13 protein-coding genes are annotated in these 15,319 nt (G+C 60.6%); 7 read left to right on the forward strand and 6 right to left on the reverse strand.

Annotated features, from left to right (window positions below; genetic code table 11):
• Positions 1–2: 2 nt before the first annotated feature.
• From DKK66_RS06760 to DKK66_RS06770, 3 genes are all read left to right on the forward strand, one after another.
• The gene (locus tag DKK66_RS06760; protein ID WP_045846542.1) at positions 3–1,112 is read left to right on the forward strand and encodes an ABC transporter ATP-binding protein; all 1,110 of its coding nucleotides are present in this window, start codon (positions 3–5) and stop codon (positions 1,110–1,112) included.
• Positions 1,112–2,008 (forward strand): aldo/keto reductase family oxidoreductase, encoded by an 897-nt coding sequence (locus DKK66_RS06765; RefSeq protein WP_131356494.1) that lies wholly within the window; start codon positions 1,112–1,114, stop codon positions 2,006–2,008. Before DKK66_RS06760 ends, DKK66_RS06765 begins: the two co-directional genes overlap by 1 nt.
• Before the next feature lie 90 nt (positions 2,009–2,098).
• Positions 2,099–2,917: an HDOD domain-containing protein gene (locus DKK66_RS06770; protein ID WP_131356497.1), complete on the forward strand. Its 819-nt coding sequence runs from the start codon at positions 2,099–2,101 to the stop codon at positions 2,915–2,917.
• 70 nt (positions 2,918–2,987) lie between these two features.
• Here DKK66_RS06770 and DKK66_RS06775 read toward each other — a convergent pair whose 3' ends face one another.
• Positions 2,988–4,862 carry a ribonuclease catalytic domain-containing protein gene (locus DKK66_RS06775; RefSeq protein WP_131356499.1) on the reverse strand — a complete coding sequence of 625 codons (1,875 nt, stop codon included), beginning with the start codon at positions 4,860–4,862 and terminating at the stop codon, positions 2,988–2,990.
• A gap of 159 nt (positions 4,863–5,021) precedes the next feature.
• On the opposite strand from DKK66_RS06775, the gene DKK66_RS06780 reads away from it, so the two are divergent.
• Positions 5,022–6,644 (forward strand): diguanylate cyclase, encoded by a 1,623-nt coding sequence (locus DKK66_RS06780; RefSeq protein WP_242673581.1) that lies wholly within the window; start codon positions 5,022–5,024, stop codon positions 6,642–6,644.
• Positions 6,645–6,864: 220 nt separating this feature from the next.
• Here DKK66_RS06780 and DKK66_RS06785 read toward each other — a convergent pair whose 3' ends face one another.
• From DKK66_RS06785 to DKK66_RS06805, 5 genes are all read right to left on the reverse strand, one after another.
• Positions 6,865–7,635 carry a DeoR/GlpR family DNA-binding transcription regulator gene (locus DKK66_RS06785; protein ID WP_045846546.1) on the reverse strand — a complete coding sequence of 257 codons (771 nt, stop codon included), beginning with the start codon at positions 7,633–7,635 and terminating at the stop codon, positions 6,865–6,867.
• Positions 7,636–7,778: 143 nt separating this feature from the next.
• A complete protein-coding gene (locus tag DKK66_RS06790; protein WP_131356502.1) occupies positions 7,779–8,477 on the reverse strand; it encodes an aspartate/glutamate racemase family protein in 699 nt (232 codons plus the stop codon).
• A gap of 19 nt (positions 8,478–8,496) precedes the next feature.
• Positions 8,497–10,083 carry an EAL domain-containing protein gene (locus tag DKK66_RS06795; protein WP_131356505.1) on the reverse strand — a complete coding sequence of 529 codons (1,587 nt, stop codon included), beginning with the start codon at positions 10,081–10,083 and terminating at the stop codon, positions 8,497–8,499.
• A 93-nt stretch (positions 10,084–10,176) separates the two neighbouring features.
• A complete protein-coding gene (argH, locus tag DKK66_RS06800; protein WP_062789424.1) occupies positions 10,177–11,559 on the reverse strand; it encodes an argininosuccinate lyase in 1,383 nt (460 codons plus the stop codon).
• Positions 11,560–11,665: 106 nt separating this feature from the next.
• The gene (locus tag DKK66_RS06805) at positions 11,666–12,598 is read right to left on the reverse strand and encodes a LysR family transcriptional regulator (protein WP_131356508.1); all 933 of its coding nucleotides are present in this window, start codon (positions 12,596–12,598) and stop codon (positions 11,666–11,668) included.
• Positions 12,599–12,687: 89 nt separating this feature from the next.
• On the opposite strand from DKK66_RS06805, the gene DKK66_RS06810 reads away from it, so the two are divergent.
• The 3 genes from DKK66_RS06810 (at position 12,688) to DKK66_RS06820 (ending at position 15,284) form a co-directional block, all read left to right on the forward strand.
• Positions 12,688–13,596: a DMT family transporter gene (locus DKK66_RS06810; protein ID WP_131356511.1), complete on the forward strand. Its 909-nt coding sequence runs from the start codon at positions 12,688–12,690 to the stop codon at positions 13,594–13,596.
• Between the two features lie 72 nt (positions 13,597–13,668).
• Positions 13,669–14,685, forward strand: a complete 1,017-nt coding sequence (locus tag DKK66_RS06815; RefSeq protein WP_131356514.1) for a sensor histidine kinase — start codon at positions 13,669–13,671, stop codon at positions 14,683–14,685.
• Positions 14,686–14,702: 17 nt separating this feature from the next.
• On the forward strand, positions 14,703–15,284 hold the full coding sequence (locus DKK66_RS06820) for a TMEM175 family protein (RefSeq protein ID WP_045848119.1): 582 nt from the start codon (positions 14,703–14,705) through the stop codon (positions 15,282–15,284).
• The last annotated feature ends 35 nt before the right edge of the window (positions 15,285–15,319 follow it).

Raw genomic sequence — 15,319 nt, forward strand, 5'->3', positions numbered from 1 at the left:
CGATGGCTGCTCTCTCCATCAATAATGTGTGCAAGACTTACGCCAACGGCACCGAGGTGCTCAAGGGCATTGACATCGCCATCGAAGACGGCCAGTTCCTGATTCTGGTAGGCCCTTCCGGCTGCGGCAAATCCACGCTGCTGAACATGATTGCCGGGCTGGATGACATTTCCAGCGGCGATATCGAAATCGGCGGCAAACGGGTGAACGACCTGTCGCCCAAGGACCGCGACATTGCCATGGTGTTCCAGAGCTATGCGCTCTACCCGTCGATGAGCGTGCGCAAGAACATCAGCTTCGGCCTGGAAATCCGCAAGATGCCGCAGGGCGAAATCGACGCCACTGTCGAACGCGTGGCACAGATGCTGCAAATGACCCACCTGCTGGACCGCAAGCCCTCGCAACTGTCCGGTGGCCAGCGTCAGCGCGTGGCCATGGGCCGTGCGCTGGCACGCAACCCGTCCATCTTCCTGTTCGACGAGCCGCTGTCCAATCTGGATGCCAAGCTGCGGGTGGAAATGCGTACCGAAATCAAGCTGATGCACCAGCGACTGAAATCCACCATCGTCTATGTCACCCACGACCAGATCGAGGCCATGACGCTGGGCGACCGCATTGCGGTGATGAAGGACGGCATCGTGCAGCAGTTCGGCAGCCCGCAGGACATCTACGACAACCCGGCCAACCTGTTTGTCGCCAGCTTCATCGGCTCACCGTCGATGAACTTCATTCCGGCGCAGGTGGTGGAATCGGCCGGGGTGCTGGGGGTGAAAATCTGTGACGACAAGGGTTGCGTCATCCTGCCGCTGCCGCATGCCCAGGACAAGATGAAGCCGTGGCTGGGCCGCGAAGTCATCTTCGGCATCCGCCCGGAGCAAATCACCGATGCCCGCACCGCCTACCGCGAAGGGCTGCCGGTGATGGCCTGCCATATCGACGTGATCGAACCCACCGGGCCGGACACCCTGGTGTTTGTCTCGCTCAACAACACCAAGGTATGCTGCCGTACCCACCCGACAGAAGCCAAACTGCCGGGCCACAGCATGGAACTAGTGTTCGACGTCTCCAAGGCCGTGCTGTTCGACCCGACTACAGAACAACGGATTGCCTGATGAGTCCTTTGCATGCAACACAACTGGCCCCCAAGGGGCCAGTTTTTTCTCCGGTAGCCGCCGGCCTGTGGCGGCTGCACGACTGGAATTTCTCCCTTGCGGAACTGGCAGCCTGGGTGGAGCATGCCATCCAGCTTGGCATCACCACTTTCGACCATGCCGACCTGTACGGCGGCTTTCGCTGCGAAGCGCTGTTCGGCCAGTGGCTGAAGGCCAACCCTGGCCAGCGCGAGCACATCCAGCTGGTGAGCAAATGCGGCATCAAGCCGGCAGATGCCAGCCGTGGCTGGCAGGTAAAGCACTACGACAGCAGCCGCGCGCATATCCTGGCCTCGGTGGATGCTTCCTTGCAGAACCTGGGCACGGACTATCTGGACCTGCTGCTGATTCACCGCCCGGACCCGCTGCTGGACCCGGACGAAGTGGCCGAGGCCTTTGCCAGCCTCAAGCAAAGTGGCAAGGTGCGGCATTTTGGCGTATCCAACTTCAGTCCCAGCCAGTTTGCCCTGCTCTCGTCGCGTACCGCCTTGCTCACCAATCAGGTGGAAGCCTCGCTGCTGCATGGCGCGCCCCTGTTCGACGGTACGTTTGACCAGTGCCTGCAAGCTGGCATCCGCCCCATGGTGTGGTCGCCGCTGGCAGGAGGCCGTCTGTTACAGCCTGCTGCCCACCCGGCATTGCACGCAGCCCTGCAGCAAATGGCAGCCGAGCTGGCGGTCACTCCCGCCACACTGGCGCTGGCCTGGCTGATGCGCCACCCGGCCCGCCCCATCCCCATTTCCGGCTCGCGCCGCCTGGCTTCGCTGGATGAAGCAGCCGCTGCCTGCCGCCTGCAACTGGACCGCCAGCACTGGTTTGCCCTGCTGGAAGCGGCCCACGGCCAGCCAGTCGCCTGACTGCTTGTGCCAGATCGGCATTTTTGGCCTTTTTTTCTGCAACACTTCACCTAAGCTCAATAAGCGGGACAATGACAAAGGGGATATGGCATGCAAGTGGCTGAACTTTTCGAGCAGGCATCCGGACGGTTGCCGATGGTACCCAAGGTAGTGCAGGAGCTGATTGAAAGCTTTCACAAAACCGATATCAATACTGATGAAATCAGCGACAAGGTCGGGCACGACCAGGTGCTGACCGCCCGTGTGCTGCGTCTGGCCAATACCGCGCGCTTTGGCGGCAGCCGCCGCGTGGGTTCACTGGACGATGCGGTAGTACTGCTGGGCTTTGACAATCTGCGCATTCTGGTGATTGCCTCCGGCATTACCGGTGCCACCGCCGGCATACCGGGTTTTGACATGAAGGGCTTCTGGCAGCGCAGCTTTGCCATGGCCAATACCGCCAAGCGGCTGGCCAAGCTGGCCAGGCTGGATGCCCAGCTGGGCTACACCTGTGGCCTGCTGTCGAATATCGGCGAACTGGTGCTGCATGTGGCCATGCCACAGCAGGCGGTGCAGATCGACAAGATTGTGGCGGGCGGCGCAGACCGGGTGGCCACCGAGCGCATGTTGCTGGGCGTGGACCTGACCGAAGTGGGTGCCGAGCTGGCCCGGCGCTGGAATTTCCCGGACGACATCCAGCAAGCCATTCGCGACCAGCACGACCTGCTGGGCGATGTCTCGCGCTTTGCCATCGTGATTGGCCTGTCGGCTTACATGGTGGCCGGCTTCAATCACGACATGAGCGAAAGCGACATGCTGACCACCCTGCCCTGGAGCGTGGTGGACAAACTGGGCATCGAGCGTGATGCGCTGACCGGTGCCATTGGCGATCTGAAAGAGGCCTGCAACGGCATCGACGACATGTTCTGATCAGTAATGCCTGTATAGAAAAAGGCTGCCCGCAGGCAGCCTTTTGCTTTCACATCCAACAGGGCAGGCCTCAGCCTTCTTCTTCCTCGCTGGCAGCCTCGACATGGCCTACCACGCCGACAAAGCGGAATTCGATCTCGGCCATCAGTTCGTCGATGCGGATCACGCTCAGCTGGATACGGTCGCCACGCGCCAGTTCCGGCAAGCCCGGAATGCGTACCCGCAGCGGCAGACCGTCGATACGCACCAGGTCTTCCTTGATGAAGGTGGCGGTGACATTGCTGACACCTTCCTGGGTAAACCAGCGCAGGCACCAGAAGTGCTCCAGCTTGTCCTGGAAACCCAGATAGGCGGAATAGGTGGTGTCAAAGTCGCGCAGCAGGGCAAACAGCATGGCATTGCCTTGCTCGAACTGCGGCTTCTCGCCACGAATCATGGCAGTGAGCTGGCGCTGGTTGACGAAGTCGGTGGCACGGCGCAGCGGCGAGGTGGCCCAGGCATATTGCGCCACGCCCAAGCCGATATGCGGCTCGGGGCGGGTGGTCATGCGGACCTTGCCCATGCTCTGGGCGCGATACATGGCCGGGATATCCGCTTCGGCCAGCATGCGGCCCCATTCGCTGTTGGCCAGAATCATCAGTTCCGACACCAGCTTGTCCATCGGCGCACCACGCTTGCGCAGGGTGATCAGCACCTTGCCATCGACCACATCAAAGTTGTAGTCCATCTGCACCGGACGGGTGGGGTCGTACTTGCCACGGCGTTTTTCCAGTGCATTGGCAAAGTGCCACAGCCAGGTCAGCTCGCGCTTGAACGGGTAATCCACGCCCGGGTCGTTCAGCAGGGTGTCTTCGTTGAACTGCTGTTCCAGCTCGGCATGACGCAGGTTGGCCGCAATGCGCACCCGCTCGATGCGGCTTTCGTAGGCCACCGGCTCGAAGTCCGGCGTGACGTCCACATACAGGCTGAGCGCCGGGCAGTCCTGCCCTTCCTGCAAGGTAAAGGCCTGCACCACGTCGTCTGGCAACATGGTGATCTTGCCACCGGGGAAATACACGGTGGACAGGCGGCCCCATACCAGTTTTTCGATGTCCGAATCCACCGGCACGCCAAGTGTAGGGGCGGCAATGTGGATGCCCACGCGCTTGTTGCCGTCCGGCAGGTCGACTACCGACAGCGCATCGTCGATTTCGGTGGTGTTGGCGTCATCAATGGAGAAAGCTGCCACCTCGGAGAGCGGCAGTTCTTCCGGCAGCAGCGGCGGGGCATATTTGCCAAAACCGCTGCCCTTGGGGAAGTACTCCATCAGGAAACCGGCCATCAGGTAGTCCGGCACCGAACTGATACCGCCCACGCTTTGTGCCAGTTTCAGCGGCGGCTGGTTCAGCTCGCGCGCGGCCTGGTCGAAAGCCTTGAATTCGAGCGTGTTCTTGTCCGGCTTCCACAGCAAGGTCATCAACTGGCTGCGGATGGCCTCCGGCAGGGTACCGGCCTTCAGCTCGGCCACCCAGCCATCAATCTGCTCTTGCTCGCGCTTCTTGCGCTCGATACCGGCCAGCGCGGCTTTCAGTGCTTCTTCCGGGGCTTTTTTATAGCGGCCCTTGCCCTTTTTGTAGAAATACATCGGGGCACCGAACACGCGCAGGATGATGGCAGCATTCTCCAGTGCCGAGGGGGCATGGCCCCAGTAATCGGCCGCCAGCACATCGTGCTCGAACTCATCTTCCGGGCTGCATTCCCACAGGAAATCCAGATCGATCTCATCAGCCATTTTTTCTGCAGCAGGAAGAAAATCTGCCAGAGTCGAGCTAAACTCGAGAAAAACATTGCTTGATTTGATCTTGGCTCGCTTGCCATGCAGCGTATCTACCTGCAAGCTGGCATCGGCACGGGAAACAATGGTGCCAACCTTGAAGGAACCGCTTTCTTCGTAAAATACGTTCATTTGCGCGCCAACTGATTCATCAAGCCAGAATTATAACATTGAGCATTCAGGCCCTGCGTTCCTTTGCAATGCCTTGAGTCTTGCCCATGTTTGCACAGCACTACTGCACCGCCAGGCTGTCGCACAGACCTCGCCCACGTCTGAATAACGGATAACACTATGAAGCTGGCAAGCAACCTACACCACTCGGCAAGAGAACACGCTGCACGTGAAATCGATCGCATCGGCCACATGCTGGTGATGCGCTGGGACCGTTCGCTGGCTGCTCACCTGCTGGCACTGCTGAACAATCTGGAACGCCATATCGACGAGGAACAGGCACTGTCCTTGCGCACCGAATGCACCGCATTGCGCAATCTGCTACAGCACTGGTTGCTGCAGAACGATGCCAGCCCGAGTGAACCGGAACGCTACAACGAACTGCGCCACCACCTGGGCATTGTCAGCCAGCTGGCGATGATGGCCGACCGGCAGACAACACCCGAACCGTACAACCCCGGCTTGAGCCAGCCCGGTCCGCATCTGCTATACCTGTGGATGCCGGAGAGCGAGGAGTCGGCCAGCCTGAGCGAGCAATTAAGCTGCTATGGTTTTGTCGTGCGGGTGATGTATCAGGCATCACGGCTGGCCCAGGCGTTGAACGAGGCTAAACCGGCAGCGGTGGTGGCCTATACCGACTTTGCCGCCAGCGACCCCATTTTCACCCTGGCTGATACCTTGCGTGGGCTGTGTCCCTTGCTGTTCTGTTCACCACGCATCGATTTTGATGCCCGCTTGCAGGCGGTGCGTGCCGGTGGCTCCGGTTTTCTGGGCTGGCCGGTACTGGCCCACGAGCTGATAGACAGCCTGAATTTTGGTGATCTGGGTGAAAAACGCGACCCGCTGCGGGTGATGATTGTGGAAGACATGGCCTCGCTGGCCGGCCTGTACGCCAGCGTGCTTGGTCAGCATGGTGTTGACACCCTGCAGGTCACCGAGCCTGCCCGGGTGCTGGATGGCATCGTGCAGTTCCGCCCGGACCTGATCCTGATGGATATGTACATGCCGGGCTGCAATGGCATGGAACTGGCACAGATCATCCGCCAGCAACGCTTGCTTGATGGCATTCCCATCCTGTTCCTGTCGGTGGAAAAACGGCAGTCCATCCAGCTGGATACGCTGACACTGGGCATTGACGGTTTTCTCACCAAGCCGGTGGCCCCGGAGGAACTGGTGGTAACGGTGATCAACCGTGCCCGGCGTTACCGCAAGCTGCGCTCCTACATCATCAATGACAGCCTGACCGGCCTGCTCAACCACTCCCATCTGTATGCCCAGCTGGAATACGAAGTACTGCGCGCCAAACGGGACCAGCGTGCCTTGTCGCTGGTGATGCTGGATCTCGACCATTTCAAGGTGGTCAACGATACCTACGGCCATCCGGCGGGCGACGAGGTGCTGGTCAACCTGGCCCGCTTCCTGAAAGAGAGGCTGCGCCGCTCCGACCTGATCAGCCGTTACGGTGGCGAAGAGTTTGCCATCGTGTTGCCAGGCACCCGTCAGGAAGATGCCTTGCAGGTAATGGAAGCCCTGCGGCAGGCATTCGTGCAGATCGACCAGTTCAGCAACCAGCGTACCTTCCGCCAAACCTTCAGCGTGGGCATCAGCTCACTGGCTACGGCTGACGACACCACCACCCTGGTACAACAGGCGGACGACATGCTGTATCAGGCCAAGCATCTGGGCCGCAACCGTGTGCAGGCCTATGCGCTGCCCAGGGTGGATGTGCCAGCCGAGGGCTGACAGCAAAAACGCCCGCAGTGCGGGCGTCAGGCTGCTGACAAGGTTATTTGGTGCGCTTGTACTGGACCCGGCAAAGCCGGGCCTTTCAACTAACTCTTGGATTCCGCAGCCTTCCCATCTATTTCCAATCCCCCCGCCCTTGCCCCACCAATTGAAGATGGGAGCCTCGCTTTCATTTCAGAAAGCGAGAGGAGATTATCAATACAGTCTTGGCTGAATGTCAGACTGCATCGGCCAGAATCAGCCTTACATTGTGTTCTTCCAGCAGCTTGGCCAGCGACTCCGGCGGCTCGGCATCGGTGAACACGGTGTGGAATTCGCTGATATGTCCCATGCGCACCAGCGCATTGCGGCCAAACTTGCTGTGGTCGGCAGCCAGGTAACGGTGACGGGCATTGGACATCATCGCCTGCGCCACCCGCACTTCGCGGTAATCAAAATCCAGCAGCGAGCCATCGGTCTCGATACCGGACACGCCGATGATGGCGTAATCCACCTTGAACTGGTTGATGAAGTCCAGTGTGGCCACCCCGGTAATGCCGCCATCACTGGCGCGTACCACGCCGGAGGTGATCATCACGGTGAAATCCGGATTGGCCGACATGATGGACGCCACATGGATATTGTTGGTGATGACACGCAAACCCTTGTGGGTGATGGTGAGCGCCTGGGCCACCGCTTCGATGGTGGTGCCGATGCTCATGAACAGCGAGGCATGGTCCGGAATGCTGCCGGCAATCATGTCGGCAATATGTGCCTTTTCGCTCTGGAATTTTCCTTTGCGCGCAAAGTAATCCTCGTTCTCCACGCTGCTGCCCAGGGCAGCACCACCGTGATAACGGCGCAGCAAATTTTCTTCACACAGCTGGTTGATGTCGCGGCGGATGGTTTGCGGCGTGACATCGAGCAGTCTGGCCAGTTCTTCGATCGGCATGAAGCCATTTTCGCGGACCAGCTGCAGAATCTTGTCGTGACGGGGTGAGCGGCTCATAGGGATTCGATTCCGAAAATCATGTTTAGTTACTAACATATTTTCTGGTAGTAGGGCAAATGCTAGCACCAATCCGCCCTTGACCCGCCGCAAGCCGACGGCAAAAGCCACCGGGCCTGCAACAGGTGCAGGCCCGGCATGCTTCAGGCCAGAACCTGTTGCATGGCTGCCCGCGCCAGCACTGCGGTGGTATCCACCGCCGCCATGCCGCAATTGGCCTCATCCAGTACCAGTGGCAACTCGGTGCAGGCCAGCGCTACGCCATCACAACCTGCCGCCCGCAAATCCGCCACCACCTGTAATAATTGCTGCAGGCTATCGCTACTTACGCTGCCATTGGGAACCAGTTCTTCAAAAATCACCCGCTGCACAATGGCCTGGCCTGCTTCATCCGGAATGCACTCCTCCACCCCGACCACCGCCAGCGGCGCACGGTACAGATGTGACTGCATGGTCCAGCGGGTACCCAATACGCCGACCCGGCGCAGGCCACGCTGCCGGCACTCTGCCGCAACCACATCCAGCATGCTGATGAGCGGCAAGGGCGCACGGCGGCGAATGCCATCAATACAGCAATGCACGGTATTGGCCGGAATCACCGCCACCTGGGCACCGGCGGCTGCCAGCCGCTGTAAGGAGCCGACAATGGAGTCCTCGACAATATCCCAGCGCTCTTGCAACTGGGCGGCATGCACCGCGCCAAAGTCTGGCTGGTCCAGCACGAAGCGGGGGTGATGATGGTGACCGCCACACATCAGGGCGGAAAGTTGATGCATTTTGGACAGGCAGTCCAGCGCACCGGGAACGGTTACGCCGGCAATGCCGATGACGGCTGGTTTCATCTTGCTGCTTTGCCTCTACTCAGGAGTGTGCGTCGGCCCTGGCCTTGGCCAGGAACGGAGAGGCATCATTATGCCATTCGGGACGATGCAGGAACTCGGCAATCGGCATCGCCCTGGCATAGCGATAGCCTTGCAGCAAATGCGCGCCATGACTGCGCAGATAATCTTCCTGTTGCAGGGTTTCCACGCCTTCGGCCACCACGGCCAGGCCCAGCTTGGCAGCCAGCTGCAAGATGCTGTCCAGAATATCGGCCGACAGGCTGTCACTGCCGATGCCGGCCACAAAACTGCGGTCTATTTTCAGTTCGTCCACATCCAGCTTTTGCAGATAGGACAGGCTGGAATGCCCGGTGCCAAAATCGTCGATGGCAATACGCACGCCCAAATCATGCAGTTTTTGTAGCTGGGCATCGGTTTGCGGGCCGGTCTTGATCAGCTCGCGTTCGGTCAATTCCAGGGTCAGCACAATGCTGCCCGGCGCAAAGGCTGACAAAAAGGCGGCGCAATCGGCAGGCAGGCTGCCCGCTTCGATATGCGTGGCACTGACATTGATGCTGATCTGGAAACCCGGCGGCAAGGGACAGTCTTTTAACTGTTCTGCTGTCTGTTGCATCAGTGCGCGGGTCATGGCCACGATATGACCGGTATTTTCGGCAAACGGAATGAAGAGATCGGGCAGCACGATGCCATCCACCGGATGGTGCCAGCGCATCAGCACCTCCACCCCGCGCCACTGCAAATGCTCGGCATCAATCAGCGGTTGCAGGTAGGGAATGAATTCCCGTTCGCGCACCGCACGTTGCAATTCCCGACTGGGCGCGCCATTACGCAGCAGCAGGCGATGAAACCCCCAGCTGAAACTGGCACTGAACAACAGGAGCAAGGCCAGTTGATCCGGCTCCTGCTTCACCCGTTCCAGCACCAACCACGGCATGGAGTAGTCCATGACGATGGATAGCGGATAACGCCCTGAACTGAGGTAACGTTGCTGCCAGTGAGACCGTTTCGGTGGAGATGTCATGCCACCCTTTTCATCCAGCCAGCGGTCGCCAACCTGCAGGTAAAACCAGGTGTTCTGTTCATGATGTGCCAGCCTGTCCTTGAGATAATCACTGTCTACGGCAAGCTGGATGGCGTGGACATCGTGCCGCTTGGCGTCCAGCCACAGCATCAGCAAGGGGTGCCAGGGCGACAGGCGGTTTCCCGGCAATAGCAGCAGCCGGGTCTGGTTCGGGTATTCCTGCGAATAGGCGGGCGAATGCCAGCCGATGACGGAATCGCAATACACCCGGCCATCCTGATCAATCAGCCGCATCGAGCGGACGTAGGACTGGGTGGTGACCTGTCGGCGGATTTCCGGATAAATGTTGCGACATTCCAGATCGGGCTTCTGCAACATGGCCTCGCCCGTGCTTTGTGCCTGATCGAGAATCTGCTCGATTTTTTCCAGCTTGTAAGACAACTGGCTTTCCAGTGCAGACTGGATACCCGAGTAGAACTGGTAGAGCATCAACAGGCCGCCCAGCATGAACAGCGCCAGTCCGGGCAACATGGTCAGCATGATGCGCTGGCTGCGTCCCAGTGGCTCTAGCGAAGGTAATTGCACGGCAATCTTCCAGAGAAACTGATCACAGCTGACACTGTAGGCCAATAAAAAACCGCCGAGAGCGGCGGTTTGGTCCGGAACGGCGTTAACTGATCAACTTGCCAGTCTTGCCTTGTGGCGGGCAATCTGGGCACGCACCTGGTTCGGCGCGGTGCCGCCCACGTGGTCGCGCTGGGCCAGGCTGCCTTCCGGGGTCAGTACCTGGTAGATGTCCTGCTCGATCAGCTGGCTGAACTGTTTGAGTTCGTCCAGCGACAGATCGGCCAGATCCACGCCACGGCCTTCGGCGTAGCGCACGCTCAGGGCCACCACTTCGTGGCTGTCGCGGAAAGGCAGGCCCTTCTTCACCAGGTAGTCGGCCAGATCGGTGGCAGTGGCAAAGCCCTGCAGCACGGCAGCGCGCATGGCTTCCGGCTTCACGGTGACGCCACGCATCATGTCGGCGTAGATGCGCAGGGTGTCGATCAGGGTGTCCACGGTGTCAAACAAGGGTTCCTTGTCTTCCTGGTTGTCCTTGTTGTAGGCCAGCGGCTGCGCCTTCATCAGGGTGACCAGCGCAATCAGGTGGCCCACCACGCGGCCGGATTTGCCACGTACCAGTTCCGGCACGTCCGGGTTTTTCTTCTGCGGCATGATGGAGCTGCCGGTGCAGAAGCGGTCGGCGATGTCGATGAAGCCGACGCGCGGGCTCATCCACAGGATCAATTCTTCGGACAGGCGGCTCAGGTGCACCATCACCAGGCTGGCGGCGGCAGTGAATTCGATGGCGAAGTCACGGTCGGACACGGCGTCCAGCGAGTTGTGGCAGACATCGTCAAAACCCAGCAGTTGCGCAGTGTAATGACGGTCGATGGGGAAGGTGGTGCCGGCCAGCGCTGCTGCGCCCAGCGGCAGGCGATTGACTCGCTTGCGGCAGTCGGTCATGCGTTCTGCATCGCGCGCCAGCATTTCCACATAGGCCAGCATATGGTGGCCAAAGGTCACCGGCTGGGCCACTTGCAGGTGGGTGAAGCCCGGCATCACGGTGTCGGCGTGTTTTTCGGCCAGTTCCAGCAGGCTGGTTTGCAGTTCGGCAATGAAGCCGACGATGGCGTCGATCTGTGCACGCAGCCACAGGCGGATGTCGGTAGCCACCTGGTCGTTACGCGAACGGCCGGTGTGCAGGCGCTTGCCGGCATCGCCGATCTTGTCGGTCAGGCGACGTTCCACATTCATGTGCACGTCTTCCAGATCGACACTCCACTCCAGTCGGCCAGCGCGGATGTCGTCCAGGATTTCGGCCATGCCACGTCGGATTGCCGCCACATCGTCGTCGGACAGCACGCCTGCCTTGTTCAGCATGGTGGCGTGAGCCAGCGAGCCTTCGATGTCGAATTCGGCCAGTCGCTTGTCGAAGTCGATGGAGGCGGTGTATTTCTTGACGAGTTCGGAAACCGGTTCGCTGAAGCGACCGGACCAGGCATGGCTTTCTTGCATCTCGATGGTTCCCTGCGGTGATTGTCTTGGGCTGCCCGTAGGCAGCAGCGGCAATTATAGGGAAAGCCACCCCCGAGGGCGAGCCGGCTTTGGCCCGGCTGTGGCATTACCGTGTCATGGGTGTGGTTTGATCAGCCAGACAGTCCGCCAGATAGTCGATCAGCACCCGCACCTTGGGTGGCAGATAGCGGTTGGGCGGATAAAGCAGCCAGGCCATGCCACGGTAGGCAGTGGTGAACTCCCAGTCATCCAGCACGGTTTCTATCTGGCCGGCGGCCAATGCCGCCTGCGCGGTAAAGTGCGGCAGCGGCGCAATACCCAGATGGTTCAACACGCCTTGCAAGCGTAACTCGCTGTGATTGGTGGCATAACGGCCTTGCACCGTCACGCTCAGCTGTTCGTTGCCACGCCGTAATTGCCAGCGCTTGTCCCCGGCATGTTCGGCCAGATACAGGCACAAATGATTTGCCAGCTCGCGAGGATGGCCAGGCCGTCCATGCGTCGCCAGATACTGCGGCGATGCGCACAGCAACTGGCGTATTGGCATCAGCGGTCGGCCGGCCATGCCGGGCGGCGGGCTATCAGTAACCCGCACGGTGAAGTCCAGCCCCTCGGCCAGCGGGTCGACATCGCGGTCGCTGATGAACAGCTCCACATTCACCTGTGGATAAGCCGCCAGGAAGGCCGGAATCAGCGGTGCCACCACAAATCGGCCAAAAGCTTTGGGCATGCTGACCCGCACCGTACCTTGTGGCCGGGCATGTTGCTGCTGGGCCAGCTGCACTGCTTCGTCGGCGGCATCCAGCATGCTGCGACATCGCTGCAAGGTGGCGTCTCCGGCCTCGGTCAGCCGTAACTGGCGGGTACTGCGTTCCAGCAGCCGCACGCCCAATGCCGCTTCCAGCCGGGCCACCTGACGGCTGATGGCCGACGGGGTCATGCCCAGCTGCCGCGCTGCGGCGGAGAAGCTGCCACGCTCCACCACCAGGGCAAACGCCGCCATATCCGGCAACAGGCCAATCAGTTTATTTGTTCCCATACAGCACAATTCCTGTTCCGAAACCAGAGATTATCAATACCAGACACAGCAATGATAATTCAGCCATTACCCTTCCGTGAAAGCCTGACATGCCCGCCCAGCACCCCTTGCATCAACGTTATCCCTTCCTGCCGGATCTGCTCCTGCTGCTGGTAGCCATGGTATGGGGCAGCAGCTATGGCCTGGCCAAGCAGGCCTTGCTGTTTTATCCCGTCCTCGGCCTGCTGGCGCTGCGCTTCGGCCTGACCTTCATCCTGCTGCTGCCCGCCCAGCGCGCACTGGCCGATGCGGCCGTCCGGCGCGCAACCTTGCAGGCGGCCTTGCCATTGGGCATCGGTTTGCTGGCGATTTTCCTGTGCGAGACCGTTGGCGTGGCCCATACCAGTGCCGCCAATGCCGCCTTCCTGATCAGCCTGTGCCTGGTACTGACACCGTTTGCAGAATGGTGGCTGCTGAGGCAAAAGCCTGCTGCCGATGCGCTGCTGGCTGCTGCGGTGTCACTGCTGGGTGCCTGGCTGCTGAGTGGTGCCACACAGCTGCAACTGAATGGTGGCGATGTGCTGATGTTGCTGGCGGCCTTGCTGCGCGCGGTGATGAGCTGCCTCACCCGCAAGCTGACTGCCGGCAAGCCGGTGGCCACGCTGGCGCTGACCGGCTTGCAAAGCCTGGTGATCTGCCTCTTTTGCCTGCTGCTGGCCAGCATGCAGGGAGGCTTGCCCGCGCTGCCCACCGCGCTGGCCTTCTGGGGCAATACCCTCTATCTGGTATTGTTCTGCACCCTGTTTGCCTTTTTTGCCATGAATTACGCCTTGCGCCACAGCAGTGCTACCCGGGTGGCCCTGTTAACCGGCAGCGAGCCGGTGTTTGGTGCCGCCTTTGCCGTGTTGTGGCTGGGTGAATCACTCTCCGTGGCCAGCTGGCTGGGGGGTGGCCTGATGGTGGCCGCCAGCCTGTGGGCCGTACGCCCGCGCCGCCGCATGCAGCTGGCCAGCGCCTGAGCCGCCGAGCTGGCTCGCCCGCCGCACCGGCAGCTTGCTATGATGCAATTCCACTCTACCCAATGACTGCACATGGATCAGCACCGTCGGCCACACACGGTTTTTGCCATTCCGGATTTCCGCAATCTGGGGGTGATGCTGCGCATCCTGCTGCTGCTTAACCTGCTGTTGCTGATCTGCACCTTGTACCAGAGCGATGGGGATGGCTGGTGGCTGCGCCTGCTGGCAGGTGCCAGCTGGGCCGAACCGTCCATGCTGCTTGGCCTCGGCCTGCTGGGTGCCCTGTCACCCTGGCTTGGCCGACAGCGCCATGCCAGCCTGCTGGTGATGGTCATCAGCATGTTGTGTGTCGTGCTGCAGGACCGGCTGCTCAATCCGCTGGAGCTGCCCCGACTGGACCGCCCGCTGCTGGCCGGGCTGCTGTCCCTGCTGCTGCTGCATTACTTCAGCCTGCGCCAGCGTGCCCTGTCACCGGCGCTGGGCGAGGCACGGCTGGCGGCACTGCAAGCACGCATACGCCCCCACTTCCTGTTCAACAGCCTGAACGCGGCGATTGCGCTGATCCGCTCGCGGCCGGAGAAAGCGGAAATGGTGCTGGAGAACCTGGCCGACCTGTTTCGCGCGCAGATGGCTGACCCCGGCCGTACTTCGACGCTGGAACGTGAAATCGAGCTGGCGCGCATGTATCTGGCCATCGAGAGCGAGCGGCTGGGAGAGCGGCTGAATGTGCGCTGGCATATCGATGCTGCGCTGGATGCCGGTCTGCCGCCGCTGCTATTGCAACCGCTGGTGGAAAACGCCGTGCATCATGGCGTGGAACGTTGCCGCGCAGGTGGTGAAATCCGGGTGCGGGCAGAAGTCAAAGGCGGGCAATTGTTGCTCAGTGTCAGCAACCCGCTGTCCGCTGAGCAGGACAGCGCCCATCAGGGCAACCGCATGGCACTGGATAATCTGCGTGAGCGGCTGGCGCTGTTTTACGATGCAGAAGCATCGCTGCAAGTGGCCCAGGCCGATGGCCAGTACCACACCATGATCCGCCTACCCTACCAGCCGGCAAGCCCGGCTGGGCAGAACCCTTTTTCCCGCTAGCCACCACGGAGCCAGACATGGGCAAAAACCGGCTGGAAGCCTTCAGCGATGGCGTGATTGCCATCATCATCACCATCATGGTGCTGGAACTCAAGGTTCCGCATGACAGCAGCCTCGCTGCACTTGCAGCACTGTGGCCGGTATTCCTCAGCTATGTGCTCAGCTTTGTCTACGTGGGCATTTACTGGAACAACCACCACCATTTCTACCATGTGGTGCGTCATGTGGACGGCCGGGTGCTGTGGGCCAACCTGCACCTGCTGTTCTGGTTGTCACTGCTACCCTTTGTCACCGGCTGGATGGGGGAAAACCACATGGAATCCCTGCCGGTGGCACTGTATGGCGTGGTGCTGCTGATGTCCGCCCTGGCCTGGTATGTGATGCAGCGTACCTTGCTGTGCGTACCGGGTAACCGCGAGGTGCTGCTGCATGCGCTGGGCCGCGACCGCAAGGGCAGGCTGTCGCCGCTGTTCTACCTGCTGGGCATCGGCCTGTCGTTTTATTCCAGCTGGCTGGGCGCTGCCGTATACGGGCTGCTGGCGCTGTGGTGGCTGGTGCCGGACCGGCGCATGGAGCAGGCTGCCAGCCAGCAACATTGATCTGTCATCATCGGCGCAGTGCGGCATAATCGCCA

The sequence above is a fragment of the Aquitalea sp. USM4 genome (assembly GCF_004328945.1).
In the GTDB taxonomy this organism is placed as follows: Bacteria; Pseudomonadota; Gammaproteobacteria; order Burkholderiales; family Chromobacteriaceae; genus Aquitalea; species Aquitalea pelogenes.

Excerpts from the sequence above, each read along its gene's own strand:
- DKK66_RS06760 (WP_045846542.1), top strand. The coding sequence starts at position 3 with ATGGCTGCTCTCTCCATCAATAATGTGTGCAAGACTTACGCCAACGGC.
- DKK66_RS06765 (WP_131356494.1), top strand. The coding sequence starts at position 1,112 with ATGAGTCCTTTGCATGCAACACAACTGGCCCCCAAGGGGCCAGTTTTT.
- DKK66_RS06770 (WP_131356497.1), top strand. The coding sequence starts at position 2,099 with ATGCAAGTGGCTGAACTTTTCGAGCAGGCATCCGGACGGTTGCCGATG.
- DKK66_RS06775 (WP_131356499.1), bottom strand. The coding sequence starts at position 4,862 with ATGAACGTATTTTACGAAGAAAGCGGTTCCTTCAAGGTTGGCACCATT.
- DKK66_RS06780 (WP_242673581.1), top strand. The coding sequence starts at position 5,022 with ATGAAGCTGGCAAGCAACCTACACCACTCGGCAAGAGAACACGCTGCA.
- DKK66_RS06785 (WP_045846546.1), bottom strand. The coding sequence starts at position 7,635 with ATGAGCCGCTCACCCCGTCACGACAAGATTCTGCAGCTGGTCCGCGAA.
- DKK66_RS06790 (WP_131356502.1), bottom strand. The coding sequence starts at position 8,477 with ATGAAACCAGCCGTCATCGGCATTGCCGGCGTAACCGTTCCCGGTGCG.
- argH (WP_062789424.1), bottom strand. The coding sequence starts at position 11,559 with ATGCAAGAAAGCCATGCCTGGTCCGGTCGCTTCAGCGAACCGGTTTCC.
- DKK66_RS06805 (WP_131356508.1), bottom strand. The coding sequence starts at position 12,598 with ATGGGAACAAATAAACTGATTGGCCTGTTGCCGGATATGGCGGCGTTT.
- DKK66_RS06810 (WP_131356511.1), top strand. The coding sequence starts at position 12,688 with ATGCCCGCCCAGCACCCCTTGCATCAACGTTATCCCTTCCTGCCGGAT.
- DKK66_RS06815 (WP_131356514.1), top strand. The coding sequence starts at position 13,669 with ATGGATCAGCACCGTCGGCCACACACGGTTTTTGCCATTCCGGATTTC.
- DKK66_RS06820 (WP_045848119.1), top strand. The coding sequence starts at position 14,703 with ATGGGCAAAAACCGGCTGGAAGCCTTCAGCGATGGCGTGATTGCCATC.